This is a genomic window from Actinomyces culturomici (genome assembly GCF_900499005.1).
Lineage (GTDB): Bacteria > Actinomycetota > Actinomycetes > Actinomycetales > Actinomycetaceae > Pauljensenia > Pauljensenia culturomici.
Window position 1 is genome coordinate 272,089 of the sequence record NZ_LS991316.1, and the last position, 23,270, is coordinate 295,358.

Here is a 23,270-nt window from a genome sequence, read left to right on the forward strand (position 1 = left end):
GACAACACAGGAGAACCCATGACCGACATCCCGGCCGTCGACCCGACGATGACCCCCGCCTGGGAGGCGCTCGACGCCCGCGCCGACGCCTTCGACCCGGACCTGCGGGCCTGGTTCGCCGCCGACCCGAACCGCGCCGCGACCTGGACCCGTGAAGCCGCCGACCTGCGCGTCGACCTCTCGAAGAACCTCGTCGACGCGGGCGTCCTCGCCGACCTCCTCGCCCTCGCCGAGCAGACCGGCGTCCTCGAGCTGCGCGACCGCATGTACGCCGGCGAGCACATCAACGTCACCGAGGACCGCGCCGTCCTCCACACGGCGCTGCGCCGCCCGGCCGAGGACGAGCTCGTCGTCGACGGCCAGGACGCGATCGCCGACGTCCACGAGGTCCTCGCGAAGGTCTACGACTTCGCCGACCGCGTCCGCTCGGGCGAGTGGACCGGCATCACCGGCAAGCCCGTCGAGACGGTCGTCAACGTCGGCATCGGCGGCTCCGACCTCGGCCCCGTCATGGCGTACGAGGCGCTCAAGCCCTTCGTCCGGGCGGGACTCGAGTGCCGCTTCATCTCGAACATCGATCCGACCGACGCCGGTGAGACGACGAAGGACCTCGACCCGGAGACGACCCTCGTCATCGTCGCGTCGAAGACCTTCACGACCCTCGAGACGATCACGAACGCGAAGGTCGTGCGCGACTGGTTCCTCACGGCGCTGCGCGAGCGCGGCCTCGCGACCGACGAGGCGGGGGAGAAGGAGGCGATCGCCAAGCACTTCGTCGCGGTCTCCACCGCCCTCGACAAGGTCGCCGAGTTCGGCATCGACCCGGACAACGCCTTCGGCTTCTGGTCCTGGGTCGGCGGCCGCTACTCCGTCGACTCCGCGGTCGGCACCTCGCTCGCGATCGCGATCGGCCCGGACGGCTTCGAGGAGTTCCTCTCCGGCTTCCACGCCATGGACGAGCACTTCGCCACCGCGGCCCCCGCCGAGAACGTCCCGCTCCTCATGGGCCTCCTCAACGTCTGGTACTCGAACTTCCTCGGCGCCGACACGCACGCGGTCCTCCCGTACTCCCAGTACCTCCACCGCTTCCCCGCCTACCTCCAGCAGCTGACGATGGAGTCGAACGGCAAGTCGGTGCGCCGCGACGGGGCGCCGGTCACCTACGAGACCGGCGAGGTCTTCTGGGGCGAGCCCGGAACGAACGGCCAGCACGCCTTCTACCAGCTCATCCACCAGGGCACCCGCATGGTCCCCGCCGACTTCATCGCCTTCGCCAACCCGGCGTGGCCGCTGAAGGACGGCGAGGCCGACATGCACGAGCTGTTCCTCTCGAACTTCCTCGCCCAGACGAAGGCTCTCGCCTTCGGCAAGACCTCCGACGAGGTCCGCGCCGAGGGGACCCCCGAGGCGATCATCCCGGCCCGCGTCTTCACCGGCAACCGTCCGACGACGTCGATCATGGCCGCCTCGCTCACCCCGCGCGTCCTCGGCGAGCTCATCGCCCTCTACGAGCACATCACCTTCGTCCAGGGCGCCGTCTGGGGCATCGACTCCTTCGACCAGTGGGGCGTCGAGCTCGGCAAGGTCCTCGCCAAGCAGATCCTCCCGGCGATCACGGGGGACGAGGCCGCCCTCGAGGCGCAGGACTCCTCGACCCGCGCGCTCATCGAGTACTACCGCGCCAACCGCGCCTGAGCGATTGCGGGGGCGGCCTCCCGGCCGCCCCCGCGACTCGGATTCGGCGCTCGACGCACGAGGAGGGGCGAACCGGAATCGGTTCGCCCCTCCTTCGCGCTTCCGGGGCCGCGCCCCGTCCTCGTCAGTCCGCGCGCGCGGGCGCGTCGACCGGGCCGAGCGCGTTGACGGCGATCGTCTCGGCCGGGGACTCGGGCGTGGGAGCGGTCCTCTCGTGGCGGAAGGCGGCGAGAGCCTCGGGCTCCGTCTGACGGGCGAGCCGCTCCTTGGCGGCCTCGACGTCGAAGTCGGCGGCCGGCCACTGTGGATCGATGTCCTCGAGCGTGCGGACGACGAGTTCCTGGACCGCGAGACGCGCGTACCACTTGTGGTCCGCGGGCACGACGTACCAGGGCGCGACCCGCGTCGAGGTGCGGCGGACGACCTCGGAGTAGGCCTCCTGATAGGACGCCCAGTCGTCGCGCGTATCGAGGTCGCCGAGCGAGAACTTCCAGTGCTTGTCCGGGCGGTCGAGGCGCTCGCGCAGGCGATCGCCCTGCTCCTCGTAGGAGACGACGAGGCAGACCTTGACGATCCGGATGCCCGCGCGGATCGCCTCGAGCTCCATCTCGTAGATGTCGTGGTAGCGGCGGTTGAGCTCGTCCTCTTCCGCGGCGAACTCGGAGGGGCGGCCCGTCAGGCGCTGCGCGGTCGGCACGAGGAGATCCTCGTAGTGCGAGCGGTCGAAGACGCCGATCATGCCGGGCTTGGGGAGGCGCGGTGCGACGCGCCAGAGGAAGTCGTGCGCGCGCTCCTCCTCCGTCGGCGCCTTGAAGGCCGTCAGCACGATGCCCTGCGGGTCGACCTGGCCGACGACGTGGCGGACGATCCCGCCCTTGCCCGCGGTGTCGAGCCCCTGGAGGACGAGGAGGACCGCGTCCTTCGCGCCCTCCTTCGAGGCGGCGTACAGGCGCTCCTGAAGCTCGGAGAAGTCGAGGGTGCGCTTCTCGAGGGCCTTGACGGCCTCGTCCTCGTCCCCGTCCCAGCCGGGAGTCGAATCGCGGACGAAGTCGGTCAGGGAGAAGTCGGGGCCGACGGCGAGCGCCTCTCGCGGATCGGTCTCCCACTCCTTCGCGGGGCCGTCGAGGTAGGCGAGATCCGCCTTCCTCTCCTTCGCGGCCCGCTTCGCCTCGTCCTTCTTCTTCGAACGGGCGTCCTTCGCGATCGCCTTCGAGCGCTCGACCGCCTTCTTGCGGGCCTTCTCCTCGGCCTTCGCCTTCTTCGCTTCCTTCTTCGCATCCTTCTTGGCGCCCATGTCGTCCCTCCGATCCCCGGCTCGGGCACGCGCCCGAGGACGCGCGGAATCCCGTCCGACGCGCGGGTTCAACTCTATTCATGGCCCAGATCACGCGCAGCACCAATGAGCATTTGGGACGGCAGACCCTACACCCGCGCCGTCGCGACGCCTAGTCTGGTGCCATGAGTGCGCGGCCCGGCCGCCACTAGTCGACGTCGACATCCGGCGTCGTCCACGAATAGAAGGAGTGCCGCATCATGGCAGAACCTCGCATCGTCACCGTCACCGGCGCGGCCGGCAACATCGGCTACGCCCTGCTGTTCCGGATCGCCTCCGGCCAGCTCTTCGGTCCCGATGTCCCCGTCAAGCTCCACCTTCTCGAGATCCCCCAGGCCGTCAAGGCCGCCGAGGGCACCGCCATGGAGCTCGACGACTGCGCCTTCCCGACCCTCGCAGGCGTCGAGATCTTCGACGACGCGACCAAGGCCTTCGAGGGCACCAACGTCGCCTACCTCGTCGGCGCGATGCCGCGCCGCCAGGGCATGGAGCGCGCGGACCTCCTCGAGGCGAACGCCGGCATCTTCGGCCCCCAGGGCAAGGCGATCAACGACGGCGCCGCCGACGACGTCCGCGTCCTCGTGGTCGGCAACCCGGCCAACACGAACGCCACCATCGCCCAGAACGCGGCCCCGGACGTCCCTGCGTCCCGCTTCACCGCGATGATGCGCCTCGACCACAACCGTGCGGTCGCCCAGCTCGCCCACAAGACGGGCGCGAAGGTCGCCGACATCAAGAACCTCGTCGTGTGGGGCAACCACTCCGCCGACCAGTACCCGGACGTCTCCTACGCGACCGTCGCCGGCACGCCCGCCCCCGAGCTCGTCGACGAGGCGTGGCTCTCGGAGACCTACCGCCCGGTCGTCGCCAAGCGCGGCGCCGCGATCATCGAGGCGCGCGGCGCCTCCTCGGCCGCCTCGGCCGCGAACGCCGCCATCGACCACATGTACTCGTGGATCCACGGCACCCCCGAGGGCGAGTGGGTGACCTCCGCGATCATGTCCGACGGCACCCACTACGACGTCCCCGCGGGCCTCTGCTTCGGCTTCCCCGTCACCTCCGACGGCGGCGAGTGGCAGGTCGTCGAGGGCCTCGAGATCTCCGAGGCGACCCGCGCCGGCATCGATCACAACATCAAGGCGCTCCAGGAGGAGTACGACGCCGTCAAGGCGCTCGGCTTCATCAAGTGAGTCGCTGAGACTCAGCGCCGAATAAGCGGCCGCGGACCCTAACGGGTTCGCGGCCGCTTCGTCGTCTATCGGGCCCGCACTTTTGTTGGGGGCGCGCCAGGTCCAGCATTCGAGCCGGTGGGAGGGCCCTCGCACCTGGGTGCAGAGCCTTCGCAGCAGGGGCCCGGGCGGGCACGATGAGACCGTTCAACCCATCGGGCGCGGCGCTCGTGCCGCTCCCGGAACTGCAGCGAGGAGGCAACAGTGGGTCTGAGGATCGTCGTGGCCGCCGATTCGGCCGGCGTCGACTACAAGGAAGTTCTCAAGAAGGATCTCGAAGAGGATCCCCGCGTCGACGAGGTCATCGACGTCGGCCTCGCCCCCGGCGAGGACGTCGACTACCCGCACGTCGCCGTCAAGGGCGCGCGCCTCATCGCCGAGGGGAAGGCCGACCGCGGCCTCTTCGTCTGCGGCACCGGAATGGGCGTCGCGATGGCCGCGAACAAGGTCCCCGGCATCCGCGCCTCGGTCGCGCACGACTCCTTCTCCGTCGAGCGCCTCGTGCTCTCGAACAACGCGCAGGTCCTCACCTTCGGGCAGCGCGTCATCGGCCTTCAGCTGGCCCGCCGCCTCGCCAAGGAGTGGCTCGGCTACACCTTCGACCCGAACTCCTCGTCCGCGCCCAAGGTCGCGGCCCTCGAGGCGTACGACGAGAACCCGGACTACGAGCCCACGGGCTGCTGAGTCCCCCAGAACTCGGGGGCCGCTCGAATGCGAGCACGAGCGGCCCCCGAAAGTCCTCCCGAGGACACCGCGCTCGCGAGAAGAATTCATCCCTTCAGGCCGACCGTCCCCATCGACGAGGGCGGGGCCCCTCTTCAAGGACGAAGACAATGACACCTGATGCAGTATTCACCTTCGCGTCGAATTTCGACCTCTTCTGGCTGCTCCTCGCCGCCGCCGGCGGCGTGTTCGGAACGATGATCGGCGCGAACTACGCATTCTCCTTCACGGGCGTGACGATCCTCCTCGGATTCGGCGTCGCCGCCGCCACCGGCAACACGATGGTCCTCGACTACGTCGCCTTCGGCCCGGCCTTCGGCCCGCATATCGCCTTCGCCGGCGGCGTCGCCGCCGCGGCCTACGCCGCGCGGAAGGGCTACCTCGCCTCGGGCGGCAAGGACGTCAACAGCCCGCTCGCGGGCCTCGGCAAGCCGGACGTCCTGCTCGTCGGCGCGGCCTTCGGCATGGGCGGCTACATCTTCCAGCGCATCGTCACCCACATCCCGTGGTTCGGCACCCACACCGACACCGTCGCCTTCACCGTCATCACCTCGGGCGTCCTCGTCCGCATCATGTTCGGCCGCACCGGCGTCTTCCACGCGATCACGAAGCCCGAGGGCACGACCCGCTGGCTCGACTGGCAGGAGACCCCCGGACAGCTCCTCACCGTGTCGGCCTTCGCCGGCCTCTTCGCCTCCGGCATCGCGACCATGCTCGTCGGCTACATCGCCCCGCTCTCGAAGAACGGCGACGTCATCGTCGCGAACGCGCAGACCATCCCCTTCGCGATCTCGGCCCTCTGCATCTTCTTCGTCGCCGGCGGCCTGCGCTTCCCCGTCACCCACCACATGACGATCTCCGCCGGCCTCGCCGCCGTCATCACCTTCAACAACACCGGCTCCGGCCTCGCGGCGATCCTCGTCGGCACGATCTTCGGCGTCATCGCCGGCTTCGCCGGCGAATACGCCGCCCGGTGGACCTACGCCCACGGCGACACCCACATCGATCCGCCGGCCGCCGTCATCTGGCTGATGAACACCCTGGCCGTCACGACCCTGGCGCTCACCGCCTGAGTCCACCGATACGAGAACCCGCAGGAGGAAGACCGTGACCGCCGTCGACACCGAGATGACCGCGTGGCCGGAGCGTTTGTATGACGCGTATGTGTTCGATATGGATGGGACGATCTATTTGGGTGATCATCTGCTTCCGGGTGCGAAGCGGTTGATTGAGGAGTTGCGGCGGCGCGGTATTCCTGTGCGGTTCTTGTCGAATAATCCGACGAAGGATCCTGGTCAGTACGTCGAGAAGTTGGGGATGCTGGGTTTGCCGACTCCTGTGGAGGAGATCGCGAATACGGTGGTGACGACGACTCGGTGGTTGTTGGAGAACAAGCCGGGGCAGACGGTGTTTCCGATTGCGGAGGAGCCGTTGAAGCGGGCGTTCGCGCGGGCGGGGATTCGGATGAGTGAGGATCCGTCTGAGATTGACGTGGTGGTGGCGTCGTATGATCGGACGTTTGATTATCGGAAGTTGCAGATCGCGTTTGATGCGATTTGGTTTTATAAGCGCGCGGTGTTGATCGCGACGAATCCGGATCGTTTTTGTCCTTTTCCGGGTGGTCGGGGTGAGCCTGATTGTGCGGCGATTATTGCGGCGATTGAGGCGTGCACTGGTGCGCGGTGCGAGATGGTGGTGGGGAAGCCGGATCCGGTGATGTTGGGTGCGGCGTTGGGTGGTTTGGATGTGGATCCGGCGAACTGCGTGATGGTGGGGGATCGGATTATGACGGATATTCAGATGGCGGTGAATACGGGGATGTGTTCGGCGATGCCGTTGACGGGGGAGTCGACTCTTGCGGAGGCGGTGGCGTTGGATGCGGCGCATCGTCCGACGCATGTGGTGGATCGTGTGGATCGGTTGATTCCGAAGGCGTTGTGGGACGAGATCGGGTGGACCGAGGACAACGACCCCATCAACTGAAACCGCACGGCACCGCCCCGAGGGCCGTCACCCGAGGACGGCGCACGAACGAGGCCGGATCGACGGCGGTCCGGACGCAAGGCGCGAGCAGCAGGACACGGAAGTCAGCAGGACACCGGAAGGAACAGGACATGAGCGCGGAACTCATCGAACAGGCATTGACCACGGCGACCGACACGAAGGCGATCATCATCGGAAGGAACGTCCTCGACCGGACGGGAGAGCTCTTCAAGGAGACCTTCCCCGGCGCGAGGGTCCTCGTCGTCGCCGACGAGAACACCTACGGCGCGGCGGGCGATCCCGTCGTCGCCTCCCTCAAGGCCGCGGGCGTCGAATTCGCCGAGGAGCCCTACGTCTTCCCCGGCACCCCGACCCTCTACGGCGACTACGACAACGTCTCGCTTCTGCGGGAGCACGCGCGCCCCCTCGAGAACACGGTGATCTGCTCGATCGCCTCGGGCACGCTCAACGACATCGCGAAGCTTGCCTCCGGCGAACTCGAGCGCCCGTACATGAACGTCTGCACCGCCGCCTCCGTCGACGGCTACGCCTCCTTCGGCGCGGCCATCTCGCGAGACGGCTTCAAGATCACCCGGAACTGCCCGGCGCCCGCCGCCCTCGTCGCCGACCTCGACGTCATCGCCGCGGCCCCGCGCCGCCTCACGGCGACGGGCTACGGCGATCTCATCGAGAAGATCCCGGCGGGCGCCGACTGGATCCTCGCCGACGAGCTCGGCATCGAGGGGATCGACGACTACGTGTGGTCGCTCGTCCAGGGGCCGCTCCGCGACGCCCTCGCCGACCCCGAGCGCATCGGCGCCGGCGACCCCGAGGCCATCACCGGCCTCGCCGAGGGGAACATCATGTCGGGCCTCGCCATGCAGGCCGCCCAGTCCTCCCGCCCCGCCTCCGGTGCGGGCCACCAGTTCTCCCACGTGTGGGAGATGGAGGGCCACGGCCTCGATTGGGAGCCCCCGCTCTCGCACGGGTTCAAGGTCGGCGTCGGCACCGTCGCCTCCTGCGCGATCTGGGAGGAAGCCCTGAAGATCGACGTCGCGAACCTCGACGTCGACGCCATCGTCGCGAACGCCAAGACGGACGAGGAGATCGCCGAACGCGTCCGCGCCTCCCTGCTCCCGCGCATCGCCGACGCCGCCGTCGGCCACGCCGTCGGGAAGAACCTCCAGGGCGAGGCGCTGCGCGAGCGCGTCGAGGCGATCAAGGCGGCCTGGCCGCGGATCGTCGAGCGGGTCCGTCCCCAGCTCATCTCCCCGGACGAGGTCGCCGAACGCCTCGAGAAGGTCGGCGCCCCCTTCCACCCGGAGATGATCGAGATCGACATGGGCCGATTCCGCGACACCCACTTCAAGGCGCAGATGATCCGCCCGCGCTACACGGTCTTCGACGTCCTCACCGACCTCGGACAGCTCGAGGCGGTCGTCGACCGGCTCTTCGCGCCCGAGGGCTACTGGGGGAAGCACCCCCACAAGGCGGAGGACTGAGCGCGCCGTCGCCGGCGCCCCGGCGCCGGCGGCCCCGCGCCCCCACCGAATCCGAATCCGATGGGGCGCAGCCCCGACCCCTCATCCGACGAGGCGCTCCGCCCTCGTCGATCCACGTCCGCGAGCGGGTCCGCCCTCGTACCGGAAAACCCCGCCCACCCCCCTCCGACGACGAAGGAACATCATGGTCAACGACGACTTCTCCCAGGCCCACGTGCTCGGCCTCGACTTCGGCACCCTCTCCGTGCGCGCGGCGGTCGTCCGCGTGAACGACGGCGCCGTGCTCGCCGACGCCGTGAGCGAATACGCGACCCCCATCATGGATCGGACGCTCGCGGTCGGCGACGGACGCCGCCTCCCCGCGGGCTTCGCCCTCCAGGTCCCCTCCGACTACCTCGCCTCGATGCGCGAGGCCGTGCCCGCCGCCCTCGCGAAGTCCGGCGTCGACCCGGACTCCGTCATCGGCATCGGCATCGACGCGACCTCCTCGACGGTCCTCATGACCGACGCGCAGGGCGTTCCCATGTGCGAGCGCCCCGAGTTCGTCAACGAGCCGCAGGCCTACCTCAAGCTGTGGAAGCACCACGGCGCCCAGGACCAGACCGACCGGATCGTCGCCCTCGCGAAGGAGCGGAACGAGCCGTGGCTCGCCCGCTACGGCGGAATCCTCTCCTCCGAGATGCTCATGCCGAAGGCGCTCGAGGCCCTCGACAACGCCCCCAAGCTCTTCGCCGCGACCGAGGAGATCGTCGACCTCGTCGACTGGGTGACCTGGCGCCTCACGGGCGTGTGCGCGTACTCGGCCGCCGACTCGGGCTACAAGCGCATGTACCAGGACGGCGCGTACCCGTCGAAGGAATACCTCGCCGCCCTCGACCCGCGCTTCGCGAACGTCTTCGAGGAGAAGATGAGCCACGAGATCGTCCCGCTCGGCGCGCGCATCGGCAGCCTCACCGCCGAGTTCGCCCGCGATTTCGGCCTGCCCGCGGGCATCGCCGTCGCGACCGGCAACATCGACGCGCACGTCCAGTGCGCCTCCGTCGACGCGGTCCGCCCCGGCCAGCTCACCGGCATCCTCGGCACCTCGACCTGCTGGATCCTCCCCTCGGCGACCCTCGAGGACGTCCCCGGCGTCTTCGGCGTCGTCGACGGCGGCGTCTGCGCCGGTCACTGGGCCTACGAGGCCGGCCAGAGCGCGGTTGGCGACATCTTCGCCTGGTTCATCGACCACTGCGTCCCCGGTTCCTACTTCGAGGAGGCGAAGGAGCGCGGCGTCTCCATCCACCGCGTCCTCGGCGAGAAAGCGGAGAAGCAGGAGGTCGGCGAGCACGGGCTCATCGCCCTCGACTGGTGGAACGGCAACCGCTCGACCCTCGTCGACTCGCGCCTGTCGGGCCTCATGATCGGCCAGACGCTGACGACGACCGCCGAGGACCAGTACCGGGCCCTCCTCGAGTCGACGGCCTTCGGCGCCCGCGTGATCATCGAGAACTTCGAGGAGCACGGCGTCCCGGTCGACGAGATCCGCGTCGCCGGAGGGCTTCTCAAGGACGCGTTCCTCATGCAGATGTACGCCGACATCACCCGCCGCCCGCTCCTCACGGCGACGACCCTCCAGGCCGGCGCCCACGGCTCCGCGATCTTCGCGGCGGTCGCCGCCGGCGCCTACGAGTCGGTCCCCGAGGCGAGCGCCGTCATGGGCGGCGTCTCCGACGTCGTCTACCGGCCCGACGAGGAGCGCGCCGCCCGCTACGACGCGCTCTACGCCCTCTACCGCCGCCTCTACGACCGCTTCGGCCTGGCCGACGAGACGATGCACGAGCTCCGGCGCATCAGCGCCGAGGCCGCGCAGGCGTGAGCGCGGGCCCGAGAGAACGACGATGACGGCCGATGGGGATCGTGACGCCCTCCTCCTGAGGGTCGCGCAGATGTACTACATGGAGTCGCTCACGCAGGCGGCGATCGCCGACCGCGTCGACTCCACGCGCTGGACCGTCGGGCGCCTCCTCGAGGAGGCGCGCGAGCGGGGGATCGTCACGATCTCCATCAACCACCCCCACGCCCGCCGCTTCGACCTCGAGAAGCGGCTCGTCGAGGAGCTCGGCGCCCGCGAGGCGATCGTCGTCCCCACGCAGTCCTCGGACTCGGCGACGGGGAGCGTGCTCGCCGAGGCCGCGGCCGAGTACCTCACGGGACTGCGGCCGAGGCCGACCTCGATGGGCGTCGCGTGGGGGAGAACCGTCACGCGGATCGCGCGGGCGATGCCCGCGAAGTGGACGAAAGGGCTCGAGGTCTTCCAGACCTACGGGGGCCTCGTCCGCTCGAACGACGACGAGGTCGCCGACTCGATCGGCCTCATGGCCCTCAAGGGCCGCGGCATCGGGCACCTCCTCCCGGCCCCGGCGATCGTCGCCGACCCCGAGCTCGGCCGCCGCCTGAAGAAGGAACCGAGCGTCGCCCGGACCCTCGAGGCGGCCCCCGCCGCCGACGTCGTCCTCTTCTCGCCCGGCGTCCTGTCGACCGAGTCGGTCCTCGTCCGCAACGGCTACCTCAGCCCCGAGGAGATGGAGGAGATCAAGGGGCTCGGAGCGGTGATGGACCTCTTCACCCACTTCATCGACGCCGAGGGGAGGCCCGTCTCCGCCGAGCTCGAGGACCGCTGCATCGGCATCGAGCTCGAGGCCCTCGCGCGCGCCAAGCGCTCGGTCGTCGTCGGAGCCGGATCGGGGAAGGCCGATCCGATCCGCTACTGCTTGGCAGGCGGTTTCGCGAACGTCGTCGTCACCGATTCGGCGACCGCGCAGGGAGTGCTCGAGGGCGCCGCGCGGTGACGCCCGAGCCGATCAGGGGTCGCGTCGTCCGCCCCTCGCGAGTTCGCCGCCCCGGCCTCGTGCCCGGGGATCATCGACGAGGGCGGGGCCGCGCGCCGAACGGGGTCCGCGGCGAGGCCCCTCCCCGCGGGGCCCGGCGCCGTCCGGCTACTCTGTCCCCATGACCGAAACGGCGTCCCAGAACACGAAGCTCGTCCTCACCCTCTCGTGCCCGGATCAGCCGGGCATCGTCCACGCGGTGTCGGGGGTGATCGGCGAGGTCGACGGCAACATCATCCAGTCCCAGCAGTTCGGCGATCCGGACTCCGGCCTGTTCTTCATGCGCGTCGAGGTCGACTCGCCGGTCGGGCGCGGCCCGGTCGAGGAGGGGCTCAAGAGGGTCGCCGAGCGCTTCGGCGCCACCTGGTCGATCGACGCGCTCGGGAGGCCGGTCCGCACGATCATCATGGTGAGCCGCGAGGGGCACTGCCTCACCGACCTCCTCTACCGGCAGCGCTCGCAGGGCCTGCCGATCGAGGTCGTCGCCGTCGTCGGCAACCACCCCGACCTCGCGCCGGTCGCCCAGTTCTACGGCGTCCCCTTCCTCAACATCCCGGTGACGAAGGAGACGAAGGCGAAGGCCGAGGCCGAGCTCCTCGACCTCACCCGCTCCGAGAAGGTCGAGCTCGTCGTCCTCGCCCGCTACATGCAGATCCTCTCGGAGAAGGTGTGCGAGGAGATGAGCGGACGCGTCATCAACATCCACCACTCCTTCCTCCCGTCGTTCAAGGGCGCCCGCCCCTACGCGCAGGCGCACGACCGCGGCGTCAAGCTCATCGGCGCGACCGCCCACTACGTGACGGCGGACCTCGACGAGGGGCCGATCATCGAGCAGGACGTCACCCGCGTCACCCACGCCGACTCGACCCCCGACATGGTCGCGCTCGGCCAGGACGTCGAGCGCCGCGTCCTCGCCCAGGCGGTCCGCTGGCACGTCGAGCACCGCGTCCTCATGGACGGCTCGCGGACGGTCGTCTTCTCCCGCTGAATCCTCTCGATTGCCCCTTCGCGGACGGCGGCGCCCGTTGGAGTCCGCCCGCGATAGGGTGGAGGGGTCGTGACTGGCGAACAGGTGGGAAACCACCGGGGAGCGATGAACTGGCGTCAAGGCCGCCCGCCTGGGCCCTGGCGCCGACCGAGAAATCGGCGGTTCAGAAGACCAGAACAGGAGAACCCGATGGATTCCCTCAATGACATGACCCTGGCCCAGCTCGATCCGGAGATCCGGGCCGTCCTCGACGCGGAGCTCGAGCGTCAGCGCACGACTCTCGAGATGATCGCGTCGGAGAACTTCGTGCCCCGCGCCGTGCTCGAGGCGCAGGGCTCGGTGCTGACGAACAAGTACGCCGAGGGGTACCCGGGTCGCCGCTACTACGGCGGCTGCGAGGCCGTCGACGTCGCGGAGAATCTCGCGATCGAGCGCGCGAAGCAGGTCTTCGCCGGCGCCGACTACGTCAACGTCCAGCCGCACGCGGGAGCTCAGGCGAACGCCGCCGCCCTCATGGCGATGGCGAACGTCGGCGACACGATCCTCGGCCTCTCGCTCGCCCACGGCGGCCACCTCACCCACGGCATGAAGATCAACTTCTCCGGCAAGAACTACAACGCCGTCGCCTACGAGGTCTCCCGCGAGACGATGCGCATCGAGCCCGAGCAGGTCCGCGAGGCCGCGCTGCGCGAGCGCCCGAAGGTCATCATCGCGGGCTGGTCCGCCTACCCGCGCCACCTCGACTTCGCGGCCTTCCGCGAGATCGCCGACGAGGTCGGGGCCGCGCTGTGGGTCGACATGGCGCATTTCGCCGGGCTCGTCGCCGCGGGCCTCCACCCGAGCCCCGTTCCGCACGCCGACATCGTGACGACGACCGTCCACAAGACGCTCGGCGGCCCCCGCTCCGGCATGATCCTCTCCTCGCGCGGCGAGCAGTGGGGCAAGAAGATCAACTCCGCCGTGTTCCCCGGCCAGCAGGGCGGGCCGCTCATGCACGTCATCGCCGCGAAGGCGATCGCGATGAAGGTCGCGCAGACCGAGGAGTTCAAGGACCGCCAGCGCCGCACCCTCGAGGGCGCGCAGATCCTCGCCGAGCGCCTCGGCGCCGAGGACGCGAAGGGCGCGGGCGTCAAGCTCGTCACCGGCGGCACGGACGTCCACCTCGTCCTCGTCGACCTCGTCGACTCCAAGCTCGACGGCCAGCAGGCCGAGGACCTCCTCCACGAGGTCGGCATCACCGTCAACCGCAACGCCGTCCCCTTCGACCCGCGCCCCCCGAAGGTCACCTCGGGCCTGCGCATCGGCACGCCGGCGCTCGCGACCCGCGGCTTCGATGCGAAGGACTTCGCCGAGGTCGCCGACATCATCGGCACGACCCTCGTCCAGGGCGCGTCCGGCGGCTCCGTCGACGTCGAGGGACTGCGCAAGCGCGTCAAGGCCCTCACCGACGCCCGTCCGCTCTACGCGGGGCTCGGCGAATGAGGGCGCCCTGGGAGGGGCCCGCGAAGGTCCTCGACGGGAAGGCGACGGCGGCGGCCATCAAGACGGAGCTCGCCCAGCGGGTCGCCGTCCTCCGCGAGCGCGGCGTCGTGCCCGGCCTCGGGACGATCCTCGTCGGCGAGGACCCCGGCTCGGTCACCTACGTCGCGGGCAAGCACCGCGACTGCGCCGAGGTCGGGATCGCGTCGATCCGCGTCGACCTGCCGGAGACCGCGACGCAGGAGGAGATCGAGGCGGCCGTCGACCGGCTCAACGCCGATCCGGCCTGCACCGGCTACATCGTCCAGCTCCCGCTGCCCAAAGGGATCGACCAGAACGCCGTCCTCGAGCGCATCGACCCGGCGAAGGACGCCGACGGCCTCCACCCGACGAACCTCGGGCGCCTCGTCCTGCGCGGCTCCGGCCCGATCGACTCGCCGCTCCCGTGCACGCCGCGCGCCGTCATCGAGCTCATGACCCGTCACGGGATCGACCTGGCCGGCAAGGACGTCTGCGTCGTCGGGCGCGGCGTCACGGTCGGCCGCTCGATCGGCCTGCTCCTCATCCGCCGCGAGGTCAACGCGACGGTGACGATCTGCCATACGGGCACCAAGGACCTCGCCGACAAGGTGAGCCGCGCCGACGTCGTCGTCGCCGCCGCCGGGTCCGCGGGCCTCATCACGAAGGACATGGTGAAGCCGGGGGCCGTCGTCCTCGACGTCGGCGTCTCGCGGATCGCCGGAGAGGACGGGAAGTCGCGGCTCGCCGGGGACGTCGCCGACGGCGTCGACGAGGTCGCCTCGTGGATCTCGCCGAACCCCGGGGGAGTGGGTCCGATGACCCGCGCCCTCCTCGTGACGAACGTCGTCGAGGCCGCCGAGCGCGGCGCCAAGTGAGCGTCGGGGCGGGGCCGGACGGCCCCGCCCCGCATCGCGCTCGGAAGGGAATGAGAGTCATGCAGCCACGGGTCGCCTCCGAGGTCGGTCGCCTCCGCTCGGTCCTCGTCCATCGGCCGGGTCGCGAGATGAACCGGCTGACGCCGTCGAATATGGGGGAGCTCCTCTTCGACGACCTCATCTGGCTCGAGCGCGCCCAGGCCGAGCACGACGCGATGACCGCGCTCATGCGCGCGCGCGGCATCGAGGTCCTCTACTTCGCCGACCTCCTCACCGAGGCACTCGAGGTCGAGGGCGGGCGCGAAGAGGCCCTCGAGCTCGTCTTCACCGAGCGGACGGTCGGTCCGGCCGCCCTCGACGCCCTCCGGGAGTTCGGCGCGGCCCTCGCCTCCGCCGACCTCGCCGGCATGCTCATCGAGGGACTCACCAAGCGCGAGCTCCTCGAGAGGATCGCGGAACCGCGGTCCGCGTGGATCAGCGGCCTCGCCCTCGACGATTTCATTCTCGCGCCGCTGCCGAACCATCTCTTCAGCCGCGACACGTCCTCGTGGATCGCGGGCGGCGTCGCCGTCTCCTCCATGCGCAAGCCCGCCCGCAGGCGCGAGACCATCAACCAGGAGATCGTCTACCGCCTCCACCCGCGATTCGCGTCCGAGGAGATCCCCTTCTGGAAGCACGGGACGCTCGACGGGTCGGCGACGATCGAGGGCGGCGACATCATCAACGCGGGAAACGGCGCCCTCATCATCGGCGCCTCCGAGCGCACGACCGCGCAGGGCATCGAGCGGCTCGCCCAGCGGCTCTTCGACGGCGGCGCCGCGCGGGAGGTCATCGTCCTCCAGATCGAGAAGAAGCGCGCGCAGATGCACCTCGACACGATCCTCACGATGCTCGACGAGGGGACCTTCACCGCTTACGCGGGCCTCGGTCGCGTCCGCACCCAGTCGATCCGCCCCGGAGCACGCGGCGGACTCGACATCGCCGTCCACGAGGCCGACGAGATGGAGGCGGTCATCGCCTCCGCCCTCGGCCTCGACGCCATCCGCATCCTCACCGTCCCCGCCGACTCCCTCACCGCAGAGAGGGAGCAGTGGAACGACGGCTCGAACCTCCTCGCCCTCGAACCGGGCGTCGTCGTCGCCTACGAGCGCAACACCGCCTCGAACGACTACTTCGCCTCCCAGGGCTTCGAGGTCCTCACGATCCCCGGCAACGAGCTGGGGCGCGGCCGCGGCGGCGCCCACTGCATGACCTGCCCGATCATCCGCGATACCGTATCCGCACCCCGACTTTGAGGAGACACGACTCCATGACGCACGCCCTCCACGGACGCCACCTGCTCCGCGAGATCGACTTCACCCCCGCCGAATGGCTCTCGCTCATCGACCTCGCGGCCGAACTCAAGGCGGCGAAGAAGAACGGAGCCGAGGTCCAGCGCCTCAAGGGCAAGAACATCGCCCTCATCTTCGAGAAGACCTCGACGCGGACGCGCTGCTCCTTCGAGGTGGCGGCCTTCGACCAGGGCGCGCACACGACCTACCTCGACCCGTCGGGCTCGCAGATGGGCCACAAGGAGTCGGTCGCCGACACCGCGCGCGTCCTCGGCCGCATGTTCGACGGCATCGAGTACCGCGGCGACGAGCAGGGCAAGGTCGAGATCCTCGCCGAGCTCTCCGGCGTCCCCGTGTGGAACGGCCTCACCGACGAGTGGCACCCCACCCAGATGCTCTGCGACGCTCTGACGATGCGCGAGCACGCGGGCAAGCCGCTGAACGAGGTCGCCTTCGCCTACGTCGGCGACGCCCGCTTCAATACCGGCCGCTCGCTCCTCGTCAACGGCGCCCTCATCGGCGCCGACGTCCGCATCGTCGCCCCGAAGGAGCTGTGGCCCGACGACGAGTGCGTCGCCGCGGCCCGCGGGATCGCCGAGGAGACCGGCGCGCGGATCACCCTCACGGAGTCCGTCGACGAGGGCGTGGCCGGCGTGGACTTCGTCCACACCGACATCTGGGTCTCGATGGGGGAGCCGAAGGAGGTGTGGGACGAGCGCATCGCGCTCCTGCGCGACTACCAGGTGAACGCCGCGCTCATGGCGAAGGCTGCGCCCGGCGCGAAGTTCATGCACTGCCTGCCCGCCTTCCACGACCGCAACACCCACATCGGCGAGGACATCTTCCAGGCGACCGGCCTGCCCGAGCTCGAGGTGACGAACGAGGTCTTCGAGGGCCCCGCGTCCATCGTCTTCGACCAGGCGGAGAACCGCATGCACACGATCAAGGCGGTGATGGTCGCCACCCTCGGCGACTGACCGCTCCGACAGCGCGGGCGACACGTCCGCGGGTGAGGACAGCACCATGACCGAGCACGAGCTCGACCTCACGGACGCCCAGCGCGCCCAGGTCCTCGGGGAGGCCCTCACGTGGATGAGGGAGTTCCGCGGGCAGATCGTCGTCATCAAGTACGGCGGGCACGCGATGACCGACCCGGACGCGCAGGAGGCCTTCGCCTCCGACGTCCAGTTCCTCCAGCACGTCGGCATGTACCCGGTCGTCGTCCACGGCGGCGGCCCGCAGGTCACCGCGATGCTCACGAAGCTCGGCATCGAGACGCCCTTCCACGACGGCGTGCGCGTGACGACCCCCGAGGCGATGGAGATCGTCCGAATGGTCCTCACGGGCCAGGTGCAGCGCCGCCTCGTCTCGCGCCTCAACGCCCGCGACAACCTCGCGGTCGGCATCTCCGGCGAGGACGGCGCCCTCTTCAAGGCGCACCGGCGCCGCGGCGTCGACGCGGCGGGGAAGGAGGTCGACTTCGGCCTGGTCGGCGATATCTGCGGCGTCGACCCGGGCGCCGTCATCGAGCTCCTCGAGTCCGGCCGCATCCCCGTCATCTCGTCGATCGCGATCGACGAGGAGAACCCCCGTCAGGTCCTCAACATCAACGCGGACGCCGCGGCCTCGGCGATGGCGATCGCCCTCAAGGCGTCGAAGCTCCTCATGCTCACCGACGTCGAGGGCGTCTACTCGAACTACCCGGATCCCGACTCGCTCATCCGTCAGACGACGGCGTCCGAGCTCCGGGCGCTCGGCGAATCGATCTCGGCGGGCATGATCCCCAAGGTCCAGGCCTGCCTCGACGCCATCGAGGGCGGGGTCGGCGCCGTCCACGTCGTCGACGGGCGCCTCTCGCACTCGGTCCTCATCGAGGTGATGACCGACAACGGCACCGGCACGATGGTCGTCCCCGACCCGGCCGGCGCTTCCGCGGGGACCTCTTCCGAAGTGGTCGACGACGAGGGGGCGAACGCGTGAGGATCTCCACCGTCAACGTCAACGGCGTCCGCGCCGCCGCCCGCAAGGGGCTCGCCGACTGGCTCGCCGCCGAGGCGCCCGACCTCGTCCTCCTCCAGGAGGTCCGCGCCGACGCCGAGACCGCCGCGTCTCTCCTCGGCGACGATTGGGAGGTCGCGAGCGAGCCGAGCCGCATCAAGGGGCGCGCGGGCGTCGCGATCGCCGCCCGGAGGGGGAGCGTCGAGCTCTCCGACGTACGGCCCTGCCTCGACGAGGCCGAGACCGACGCCGACTCGGGCCGATGGATCGAGGCCGTCGCCGTCAAGGGGGGAGAGCGCGTCCGCGTCGTCTCCGCCTACTTCCACTCCGGCGAGAAGGACACGCCGAAGCAGGAGGCGAAGATGGCCCACCTGCCCCGCATCGGGGCGCGCATGGACGCGCTCCTCGCCTCGGGCGAGGACGCGCTCGTCTGCGGCGACTTCAACGTCGTCCGCTCGCGTCTCGACATCAAGAACTGGACGCCGAACCACAACAAGCGCTCGGGCGTCCTCGACGAGGAGATCGCCTTCCTCGACGCCTGGGTCGACGCGGGCTGGCACGACGTCGTCCGCGACCTCGCGGGTCCCGTCCAGGGCCGTACTCGTGGTGGTCGCAGCGCGGCAAGGCCTTCGACAACGACGCGGGGTGGAGGATCGACTACCAGTTCGCGACGCCCGCGCTCGCGGGCAGGGCGTCCTCCTTCGCGATCGCCCGCGCCGCGTCCTACGACGCGCGGTTCTCCGATCACGCGCCCGTCACCGTCGTCTACGGGGAGTAGAAGGGCGGCCCCGTCCTCGTCGATCGAAAGGGCGGTTCTCAGGACCGCGGCGCGCGCGGAAGCCCGCGACCCTCGCGGATTCTCCAGTCGACTCCGAGCATCCGCTCCGCGGTGTCGTGGAGCGGGTCGGGGCGGATCTCGCCGCTCACGGGGTTGTGCGGCCACGCGAGCGTCGCCGGGACGGAGCGCGTCACGTAGTTCGGGGTCTCGAGGAAGTGGACCTCGCGCGCCGTGGCGGGAAGGCCCGGCGACGGCGGATTCGCGATCCACGCGCAGATCGTCAGCACGACGCGGACCTGGAGGTTGATCCACAGGACGAGCGTGACGAGCGTCGCCGCGGTCGCGAGGAGCGGCCCCTTCGCGGCTCCCACGGCGCTCGTGCCGGCGATGCGCAGGACGATCGAGGCGAGGGCGATGAGGACGATCCCCCACACGAGATCGCGCTTCGGCGGACGCGCCCGCGCGACGACGACGATGAGGAGCCACGAGACGAGCGCGTAGACGACGAGGGAGAGGGCGACGCCCGTCCAGGAGAGGACCGTCCGCGAGACGCCCGAGGGCTCGAGCCCGAGGAGGCCGAGGACGAAGTCCCCGGCGAGGTCGACGGCGATGCCGACGCCGGCGCCCGCGACGAGGGAGAGCCCGAGTCCGAGCGCGCCGAGCCCGTTGCGCGCGATCTGGACGACGGGATTGCCCGGCGTCGCGCGGATCGCGAACATCGCCCGGATCGATGCGCCGAGCTGGCCGACGACCCCGATCGCGGACCACGCCATGACGGCGAGGGCGATGACGCCGGTGACCGAGACCGCGCCGCTCATCCGCAGGGCGTCGGGGTCGACGAGGCCGGAGGGGTCCGAGTCCGTCTTGAGGAGGTTGGGGATCGCCTCTCCGATCGCGGAGAAGAAGGCGTCGCGCAGCTGCTCGTTGCCTCCGAGGACCGCCATGAAGACGGTGACGGCGACGGTGAGGGCGGCGGTGAGGGAGAGGAGCGAGGTGAGCGCCATCCCGGAGGAGAGGAGCGCACCGTTCGCGCCGTTGTAGCGCGCGAGCATCCGCGCGATGCGCGTGTCCTTCCACCAGGCGCCGAGCGCAGCGCCCTTCTCCTTGAGCGAGGGGGCACCGAGTGCCTCGCGCAGCGTCGGCGCGTGCGACGCCGGTGCGCCGTGGGAATCGCGCGCGGGCGCGGGGACTCGTCCGGTTGAGGGGGTCATGCGTCCACGGTATCGGCGGGGGCGGCCCCGCGCCCGGGGAACAGGGGGAGGATCGGCGTCTTGCGGGCGAATCGACGAGGCCGGGCGGCGTCAGAGGGAGGCGGCCTCGAAGTCGAAGAGGGCCATCGTCTGATACATCCCGTTCTCGTCGACGCGGTCGAGGCGGAACCCGGGGACCATCCACGTCGCCTCGAAGCCGGCGCCGACGTCGAGCGCGAGGTCGAGGGCGGGGTCGTCGACGTCCTGGGCGAGCGTGACGTGCGGGTGGTAGGGGAACCGCTGCTCGATGTCGAGGGGGCCGGTGCGGACCTCGTCGGCGAGGCTCGTGCACTCGCGCCCGCCCTCGGCGAGAGTGAGGAAGGCGACCTGGGAGACGGGGCGGAACGAATCGGAGCCGGCGAGGGTGATCCGGAAGGGCCGGTGGTGCTTCGCAACTTCGCGGAGGTGGCGGATGACCTCGGGGCGCTCCTCCTTGGGGAAGGGCGTGGGCGGGAGGATCGTGATGTGCGCGGGGACGCGGGAGCCCTGGAGGTCGCCGAGCCCAAGGCGGAGGTCGGTGAGTTGGGTGACCCAGGGCTCGGGGATGGCGACGACGACTCCGAGCCAGTCCTGGTCGGGGGAGCGCTGGGGGAGGAACATCTGCCACCTGGTGTCGGGGAGGGGCCGCGGCCCGCGGGATCCCCATCCTACGTCGGCGACGCCCCTTGGCAGGGAGCGCGGAGCGTGTTAACGTTATCAAGCGCGCGGTTCAGCGGATTCGAACCGCGCCTCGATACCGGCATCATTGAAGAAGGCGAACGGATGACGACCCCCACTGCGATCCTTTCGACCGACGTGCGCAGGACGCGCGCGCGACTGGCCGACGGACGCGATCTCTTCTACTTCGACGACGACCCGCAGTACGTCTCCGGCGCGCGCACCCGCCGCCTCGACGACCCGCGACCGCTCGTCGACCGCTTCACGCCCGTCGTCGACGAGGACGGGACGGTCCACCCCATCGCGTCGCCGTGGATGCGCCGTGATCCCCTGACGGGGGAGTGGGTGCCGATGGCGACCCATCGGATGAACCGGACGTTCCTCCCGCCCGCCGACGCCAACCCGCTCGCCCCGGCGCGCCCCGGCGCCGACTACTCCGACGGCGAGATCCCCGACACCGGCTACGACGTCGTCGTCTTCGAGAACCGCTTCCCCTCGCTCCTGCGCGTCCCCGGTGTTGATCCGAATGCCCCGGCGACGCTCGTCGACGGCGAGGAGCTCTTCGAGACGCGCCCGGCCGCGGGCCGCTGCGAGGTCATCTGCTTCTCCCCGAGGCTCGAGGACTCCCTCGCCACCGCGTCGCACGTGCGCATGCGCACCGTCATCGAGGCCTGGGCGAACCGGACCGCGGAGCTCTCCGCGATGGACGGCATCGAGCAGGTCTTCTGCTTCGAGAACCACGGGCGCGAGATCGGCGTCACGCTTCCCCACCCGCACGGGCAGATCTACGCCTACCCCTACATCGCCCCGCGCATGCGCCTCATCGCCGAGCGCGCGGCCGCCCACCGCGCGCAGCGCGGCACCGACCTCGTCGGCGACGTCCTCGCCGCGGAGCTGCGCGCGGGAACGCGGATCCTCGCCGAGAACGACCACTGGGTCCTCTACACGCCCGCCGCCGCGCGCTGGCCCGTCGAGGCGCACCTCGTCCCCAAGCGCTTCGTCCCCGACCTCGCCGGGCTCGACGACGCCGAGCGCGAGTCTCTCGCCGACCTCTACCTCCGCCTCCTCCAGGCGGGCAACCGGTTCTTCGTCGAGGCTGACGGCTCTCCGATCGAGCTCCCGTACATCGCGGCGTGGTACCAGGCGCCGAAGGGGTACCGCGAGGACGTGCGCCTCCACCTCCAGTACTTCTCGATCCTGCGGGCGCCGGGCAAGCTCAAGTACCTCGCCGGATCCGAATCCGGCATGGCGGCGTGGATCTCGGACACGACACCTGAGAAGATCGCAGCACGGTTCACTAAGGTGTGGTGACATGACGGAGATCGTCTGGAATATCGCGGCGAGCGTCGACGAGGGCGTCGCCAACGCGAAGGAGCTCTTCACGCGGATCTTCGGCGGCGAGCCGACCGGCGTGTGGTCCGCGCCCGGCCGCGTCAACGTCATCGGAGAGCACGTCGACTACAACGGCGGTCCCTGCCTGCCGATCGCCCTCCCGCACCGCGCCTACGTCGCGGTCCGCCCGCGCGAGGACCGGATCGTCCGTCTCGTCTCCCCGCAGACGACCGACGCCGTCGACGTCGTCGACCTCGACACGATCGCGCCGCGGGGGAGCGAGGGCGAGGTGGCGACCTGGGCCGCCTACCTCGTCGGCGTCGCCTGGGCGCTCGAGCGGGCCGGCTACGGGCCCGTGCGCGGATTCGACGTCGCCCTGTGGAACTGCGTTCCGCGTGGCGGCGGGCTCTCCTCCTCGGCCGCCCTCGAGTGCTCGATGGCCGTCGCCCTCGACGACCTCTTCGGTCTCGGACTCGCCGGCACCGCCGAGGACCCGAACGACGAGGGGCGCAAGATCCTCGTCGACGCGTGCCGCGCCGCCGAGAACGAGATCGCCGGCGCCGCCACGGGCGGGCTCGATCAGACGGCCTCCCTGCGGTGCGCGCGGGGCTGCGCCCTCGAGCTCGATTGCCGCGACATGTCGACCGCGCAGATCCCCTTCGACCTCGCCGCCGACTCGCTCGCGCTCCTCGTCATCGACACCCGCGCCAAGCACTCCCTCAACGACGGGCAGTACGCCGCCCGGCGCGCCGACTGCGAGGAGGCCGCGCGGATTCTCGGCGTCGATCTCCTCGCCGAGGCGACCGACCTCGAGGCGGCGACCGCGGCCCTGCCGAGCGAGCGCCTTCGCATGCGCACCCGCCACGTCCTCTCCGAGGTCGCGCGCACCCGCGCCTTCATCGACACCCTCAAGGCCGGTCCGCTCGTCGGCGAGCGCCTCGCCGTCGCGGGCGCCCTCCTCGACGACTCGCACGACTCGCTGCGCGACGACTACGAGGTCTCCTGCCCCGAACTCGACCTCGCGGTCGATGCGGCGCGCGCCGCGGGCTCCCACGGCGCCCGCATGACCGGCGGCGGATTCGGCGGGAGCGCGATCGCCCTCGTCGACGCCGGGGACGCCGAACGGATCGCCGTCGCCGTCGCCGACGCCTACGCGGCGGCCGAGTACGCGCAGCCGCACTTCATGATCGCGACCGCGGGCGCGCCCGCCGGCCGGGAGATCTGAC

At 70.5% G+C, this 23,270-nt stretch carries 19 protein-coding genes, 1 pseudogene and 1 riboswitch; of the genes and pseudogenes, 17 read left to right on the plus strand and 3 right to left on the minus strand.

What is annotated here, in order from left to right:
• The first annotated feature begins 18 nt into the window (after positions 1–18).
• Entirely contained in the window at positions 19–1,695 is a 1,677-nt protein-coding gene (gene pgi, locus DY157_RS01185) for a glucose-6-phosphate isomerase (protein ID WP_115726858.1), read from the plus strand.
• A 124-nt stretch (positions 1,696–1,819) separates the two neighbouring features.
• On the opposite strand, the gene DY157_RS01190 is transcribed toward pgi, so the two are convergent.
• On the minus strand, positions 1,820–2,989 hold the full coding sequence (locus DY157_RS01190; protein WP_115726859.1) for a PPK2 family polyphosphate kinase: 1,170 nt from the start codon (positions 2,987–2,989) through the stop codon (positions 1,820–1,822).
• A 239-nt stretch (positions 2,990–3,228) separates the two neighbouring features.
• Between DY157_RS01190 and DY157_RS01195 the strand changes: the two genes are divergently transcribed.
• From DY157_RS01195 to DY157_RS01260, 14 genes and pseudogenes are all read left to right on the plus strand, one after another.
• Positions 3,229–4,218 (plus strand): malate dehydrogenase, encoded by a 990-nt coding sequence (locus tag DY157_RS01195; RefSeq protein WP_115726860.1) that lies wholly within the window; start codon positions 3,229–3,231, stop codon positions 4,216–4,218.
• 243 nt (positions 4,219–4,461) lie between these two features.
• Positions 4,462–4,941, plus strand: coding sequence for a ribose-5-phosphate isomerase (locus DY157_RS01200; RefSeq protein ID WP_115726861.1), 480 nt, complete (start codon positions 4,462–4,464; stop codon positions 4,939–4,941).
• Between the two features lie 149 nt (positions 4,942–5,090).
• Complete coding sequence (locus DY157_RS01205) at positions 5,091–6,053, plus strand: hypothetical protein (RefSeq protein WP_115726862.1); 963 nt, start codon at positions 5,091–5,093, stop codon at positions 6,051–6,053.
• A 55-nt stretch (positions 6,054–6,108) separates the two neighbouring features.
• Entirely contained in the window at positions 6,109–6,963 is an 855-nt protein-coding gene (locus tag DY157_RS01210) for an HAD-IIA family hydrolase (RefSeq protein ID WP_115727864.1), read from the plus strand.
• A gap of 131 nt (positions 6,964–7,094) precedes the next feature.
• The gene (locus DY157_RS01215; RefSeq protein WP_115726863.1) at positions 7,095–8,465 is read left to right on the plus strand and encodes a sn-glycerol-1-phosphate dehydrogenase; all 1,371 of its coding nucleotides are present in this window, start codon (positions 7,095–7,097) and stop codon (positions 8,463–8,465) included.
• A gap of 184 nt (positions 8,466–8,649) precedes the next feature.
• A complete protein-coding gene (locus DY157_RS01220) occupies positions 8,650–10,323 on the plus strand; it encodes a ribulokinase (RefSeq protein WP_115726864.1) in 1,674 nt (557 codons plus the stop codon).
• A gap of 22 nt (positions 10,324–10,345) precedes the next feature.
• Entirely contained in the window at positions 10,346–11,296 is a 951-nt protein-coding gene (locus tag DY157_RS01225) for a sugar-binding transcriptional regulator (protein ID WP_115726865.1), read from the plus strand.
• Positions 11,297–11,456: 160 nt separating this feature from the next.
• On the plus strand, positions 11,457–12,323 hold the full coding sequence (purU, locus tag DY157_RS01230) for a formyltetrahydrofolate deformylase (protein ID WP_115726866.1): 867 nt from the start codon (positions 11,457–11,459) through the stop codon (positions 12,321–12,323).
• A gap of 59 nt (positions 12,324–12,382) precedes the next feature.
• A riboswitch (ZMP/ZTP riboswitch) is annotated at positions 12,383–12,466 on the plus strand.
• A gap of 46 nt (positions 12,467–12,512) precedes the next feature.
• On the plus strand, positions 12,513–13,805 hold the full coding sequence (gene glyA, locus DY157_RS01235; protein ID WP_115726867.1) for a serine hydroxymethyltransferase: 1,293 nt from the start codon (positions 12,513–12,515) through the stop codon (positions 13,803–13,805).
• A complete protein-coding gene (locus tag DY157_RS01240) occupies positions 13,802–14,698 on the plus strand; it encodes a bifunctional methylenetetrahydrofolate dehydrogenase/methenyltetrahydrofolate cyclohydrolase (protein ID WP_115726868.1) in 897 nt (298 codons plus the stop codon). Before glyA ends, DY157_RS01240 begins: the two co-directional genes overlap by 4 nt.
• A 59-nt stretch (positions 14,699–14,757) precedes the next feature.
• Complete coding sequence (locus DY157_RS01245) at positions 14,758–15,993, plus strand: arginine deiminase (protein ID WP_115726869.1); 1,236 nt, start codon at positions 14,758–14,760, stop codon at positions 15,991–15,993.
• A 14-nt stretch (positions 15,994–16,007) separates the two neighbouring features.
• Positions 16,008–17,006, plus strand: coding sequence for an ornithine carbamoyltransferase (gene argF, locus DY157_RS01250; RefSeq protein ID WP_115726870.1), 999 nt, complete (start codon positions 16,008–16,010; stop codon positions 17,004–17,006).
• A gap of 46 nt (positions 17,007–17,052) precedes the next feature.
• A complete protein-coding gene (argB, locus tag DY157_RS01255) occupies positions 17,053–18,009 on the plus strand; it encodes an acetylglutamate kinase (protein ID WP_115726871.1) in 957 nt (318 codons plus the stop codon).
• A pseudogene (locus tag DY157_RS01260) lies at positions 18,006–18,805 on the plus strand (exodeoxyribonuclease III). Before argB ends, DY157_RS01260 begins: the two are co-directional and overlap by 4 nt.
• A 38-nt stretch (positions 18,806–18,843) precedes the next feature.
• Here the strand turns inward: DY157_RS01260 and DY157_RS01265 are convergent.
• Complete coding sequence (locus DY157_RS01265; RefSeq protein WP_115726872.1) at positions 18,844–20,016, minus strand: YhjD/YihY/BrkB family envelope integrity protein; 1,173 nt, start codon at positions 20,014–20,016, stop codon at positions 18,844–18,846.
• Positions 20,017–20,106: 90 nt separating this feature from the next.
• The gene (locus DY157_RS01270) at positions 20,107–20,655 is read right to left on the minus strand and encodes a 2'-5' RNA ligase family protein (RefSeq protein ID WP_115726873.1); all 549 of its coding nucleotides are present in this window, start codon (positions 20,653–20,655) and stop codon (positions 20,107–20,109) included.
• Between the two features lie 162 nt (positions 20,656–20,817).
• Between DY157_RS01270 and galT the strand changes: the two genes are divergently transcribed.
• Both galT and galK read left to right on the plus strand, forming a co-directional pair.
• Positions 20,818–22,023 carry a galactose-1-phosphate uridylyltransferase gene (gene galT, locus DY157_RS01275; protein ID WP_115726874.1) on the plus strand — a complete coding sequence of 402 codons (1,206 nt, stop codon included), beginning with the start codon at positions 20,818–20,820 and terminating at the stop codon, positions 22,021–22,023.
• Position 22,024: 1 nt separating this feature from the next.
• Positions 22,025–23,269 (plus strand): galactokinase, encoded by a 1,245-nt coding sequence (gene galK / locus DY157_RS01280; protein WP_115726875.1) that lies wholly within the window; start codon positions 22,025–22,027, stop codon positions 23,267–23,269.
• Position 23,270: the final 1 nt, after the last annotated feature.

Bases quoted from the DNA above. Each gene is read 5' to 3' on its own strand.
- argF (WP_115726870.1), top strand. From the start codon at position 16,008: ATGACGCACGCCCTCCACGGACGCCACCTGCTCCGCGAGATCGACTTC.
- galK (WP_115726875.1), top strand. From the start codon at position 22,025: ATGACGGAGATCGTCTGGAATATCGCGGCGAGCGTCGACGAGGGCGTC.
- purU (WP_115726866.1), top strand. From the start codon at position 11,457: ATGACCGAAACGGCGTCCCAGAACACGAAGCTCGTCCTCACCCTCTCG.
- pgi (WP_115726858.1), top strand. From the start codon at position 19: ATGACCGACATCCCGGCCGTCGACCCGACGATGACCCCCGCCTGGGAG.
- DY157_RS01265 (WP_115726872.1), bottom strand. From the start codon at position 20,016: ATGACCCCCTCAACCGGACGAGTCCCCGCGCCCGCGCGCGATTCCCAC.
- DY157_RS01220 (WP_115726864.1), top strand. From the start codon at position 8,650: ATGGTCAACGACGACTTCTCCCAGGCCCACGTGCTCGGCCTCGACTTC.
- DY157_RS01225 (WP_115726865.1), top strand. From the start codon at position 10,346: ATGACGGCCGATGGGGATCGTGACGCCCTCCTCCTGAGGGTCGCGCAG.
- DY157_RS01215 (WP_115726863.1), top strand. From the start codon at position 7,095: ATGAGCGCGGAACTCATCGAACAGGCATTGACCACGGCGACCGACACG.
- galT (WP_115726874.1), top strand. From the start codon at position 20,818: ATGACGACCCCCACTGCGATCCTTTCGACCGACGTGCGCAGGACGCGC.
- DY157_RS01195 (WP_115726860.1), top strand. From the start codon at position 3,229: ATGGCAGAACCTCGCATCGTCACCGTCACCGGCGCGGCCGGCAACATC.
- DY157_RS01205 (WP_115726862.1), top strand. From the start codon at position 5,091: ATGACACCTGATGCAGTATTCACCTTCGCGTCGAATTTCGACCTCTTC.
- DY157_RS01210 (WP_115727864.1), top strand. From the start codon at position 6,109: ATGACCGCGTGGCCGGAGCGTTTGTATGACGCGTATGTGTTCGATATG.
- DY157_RS01245 (WP_115726869.1), top strand. From the start codon at position 14,758: ATGCAGCCACGGGTCGCCTCCGAGGTCGGTCGCCTCCGCTCGGTCCTC.
- DY157_RS01270 (WP_115726873.1), bottom strand. From the start codon at position 20,655: ATGTTCCTCCCCCAGCGCTCCCCCGACCAGGACTGGCTCGGAGTCGTC.
- glyA (WP_115726867.1), top strand. From the start codon at position 12,513: ATGGATTCCCTCAATGACATGACCCTGGCCCAGCTCGATCCGGAGATC.
- argB (WP_115726871.1), top strand. From the start codon at position 17,053: ATGACCGAGCACGAGCTCGACCTCACGGACGCCCAGCGCGCCCAGGTC.
- DY157_RS01190 (WP_115726859.1), bottom strand. From the start codon at position 2,989: ATGGGCGCCAAGAAGGATGCGAAGAAGGAAGCGAAGAAGGCGAAGGCC.
- DY157_RS01240 (WP_115726868.1), top strand. From the start codon at position 13,802: ATGAGGGCGCCCTGGGAGGGGCCCGCGAAGGTCCTCGACGGGAAGGCG.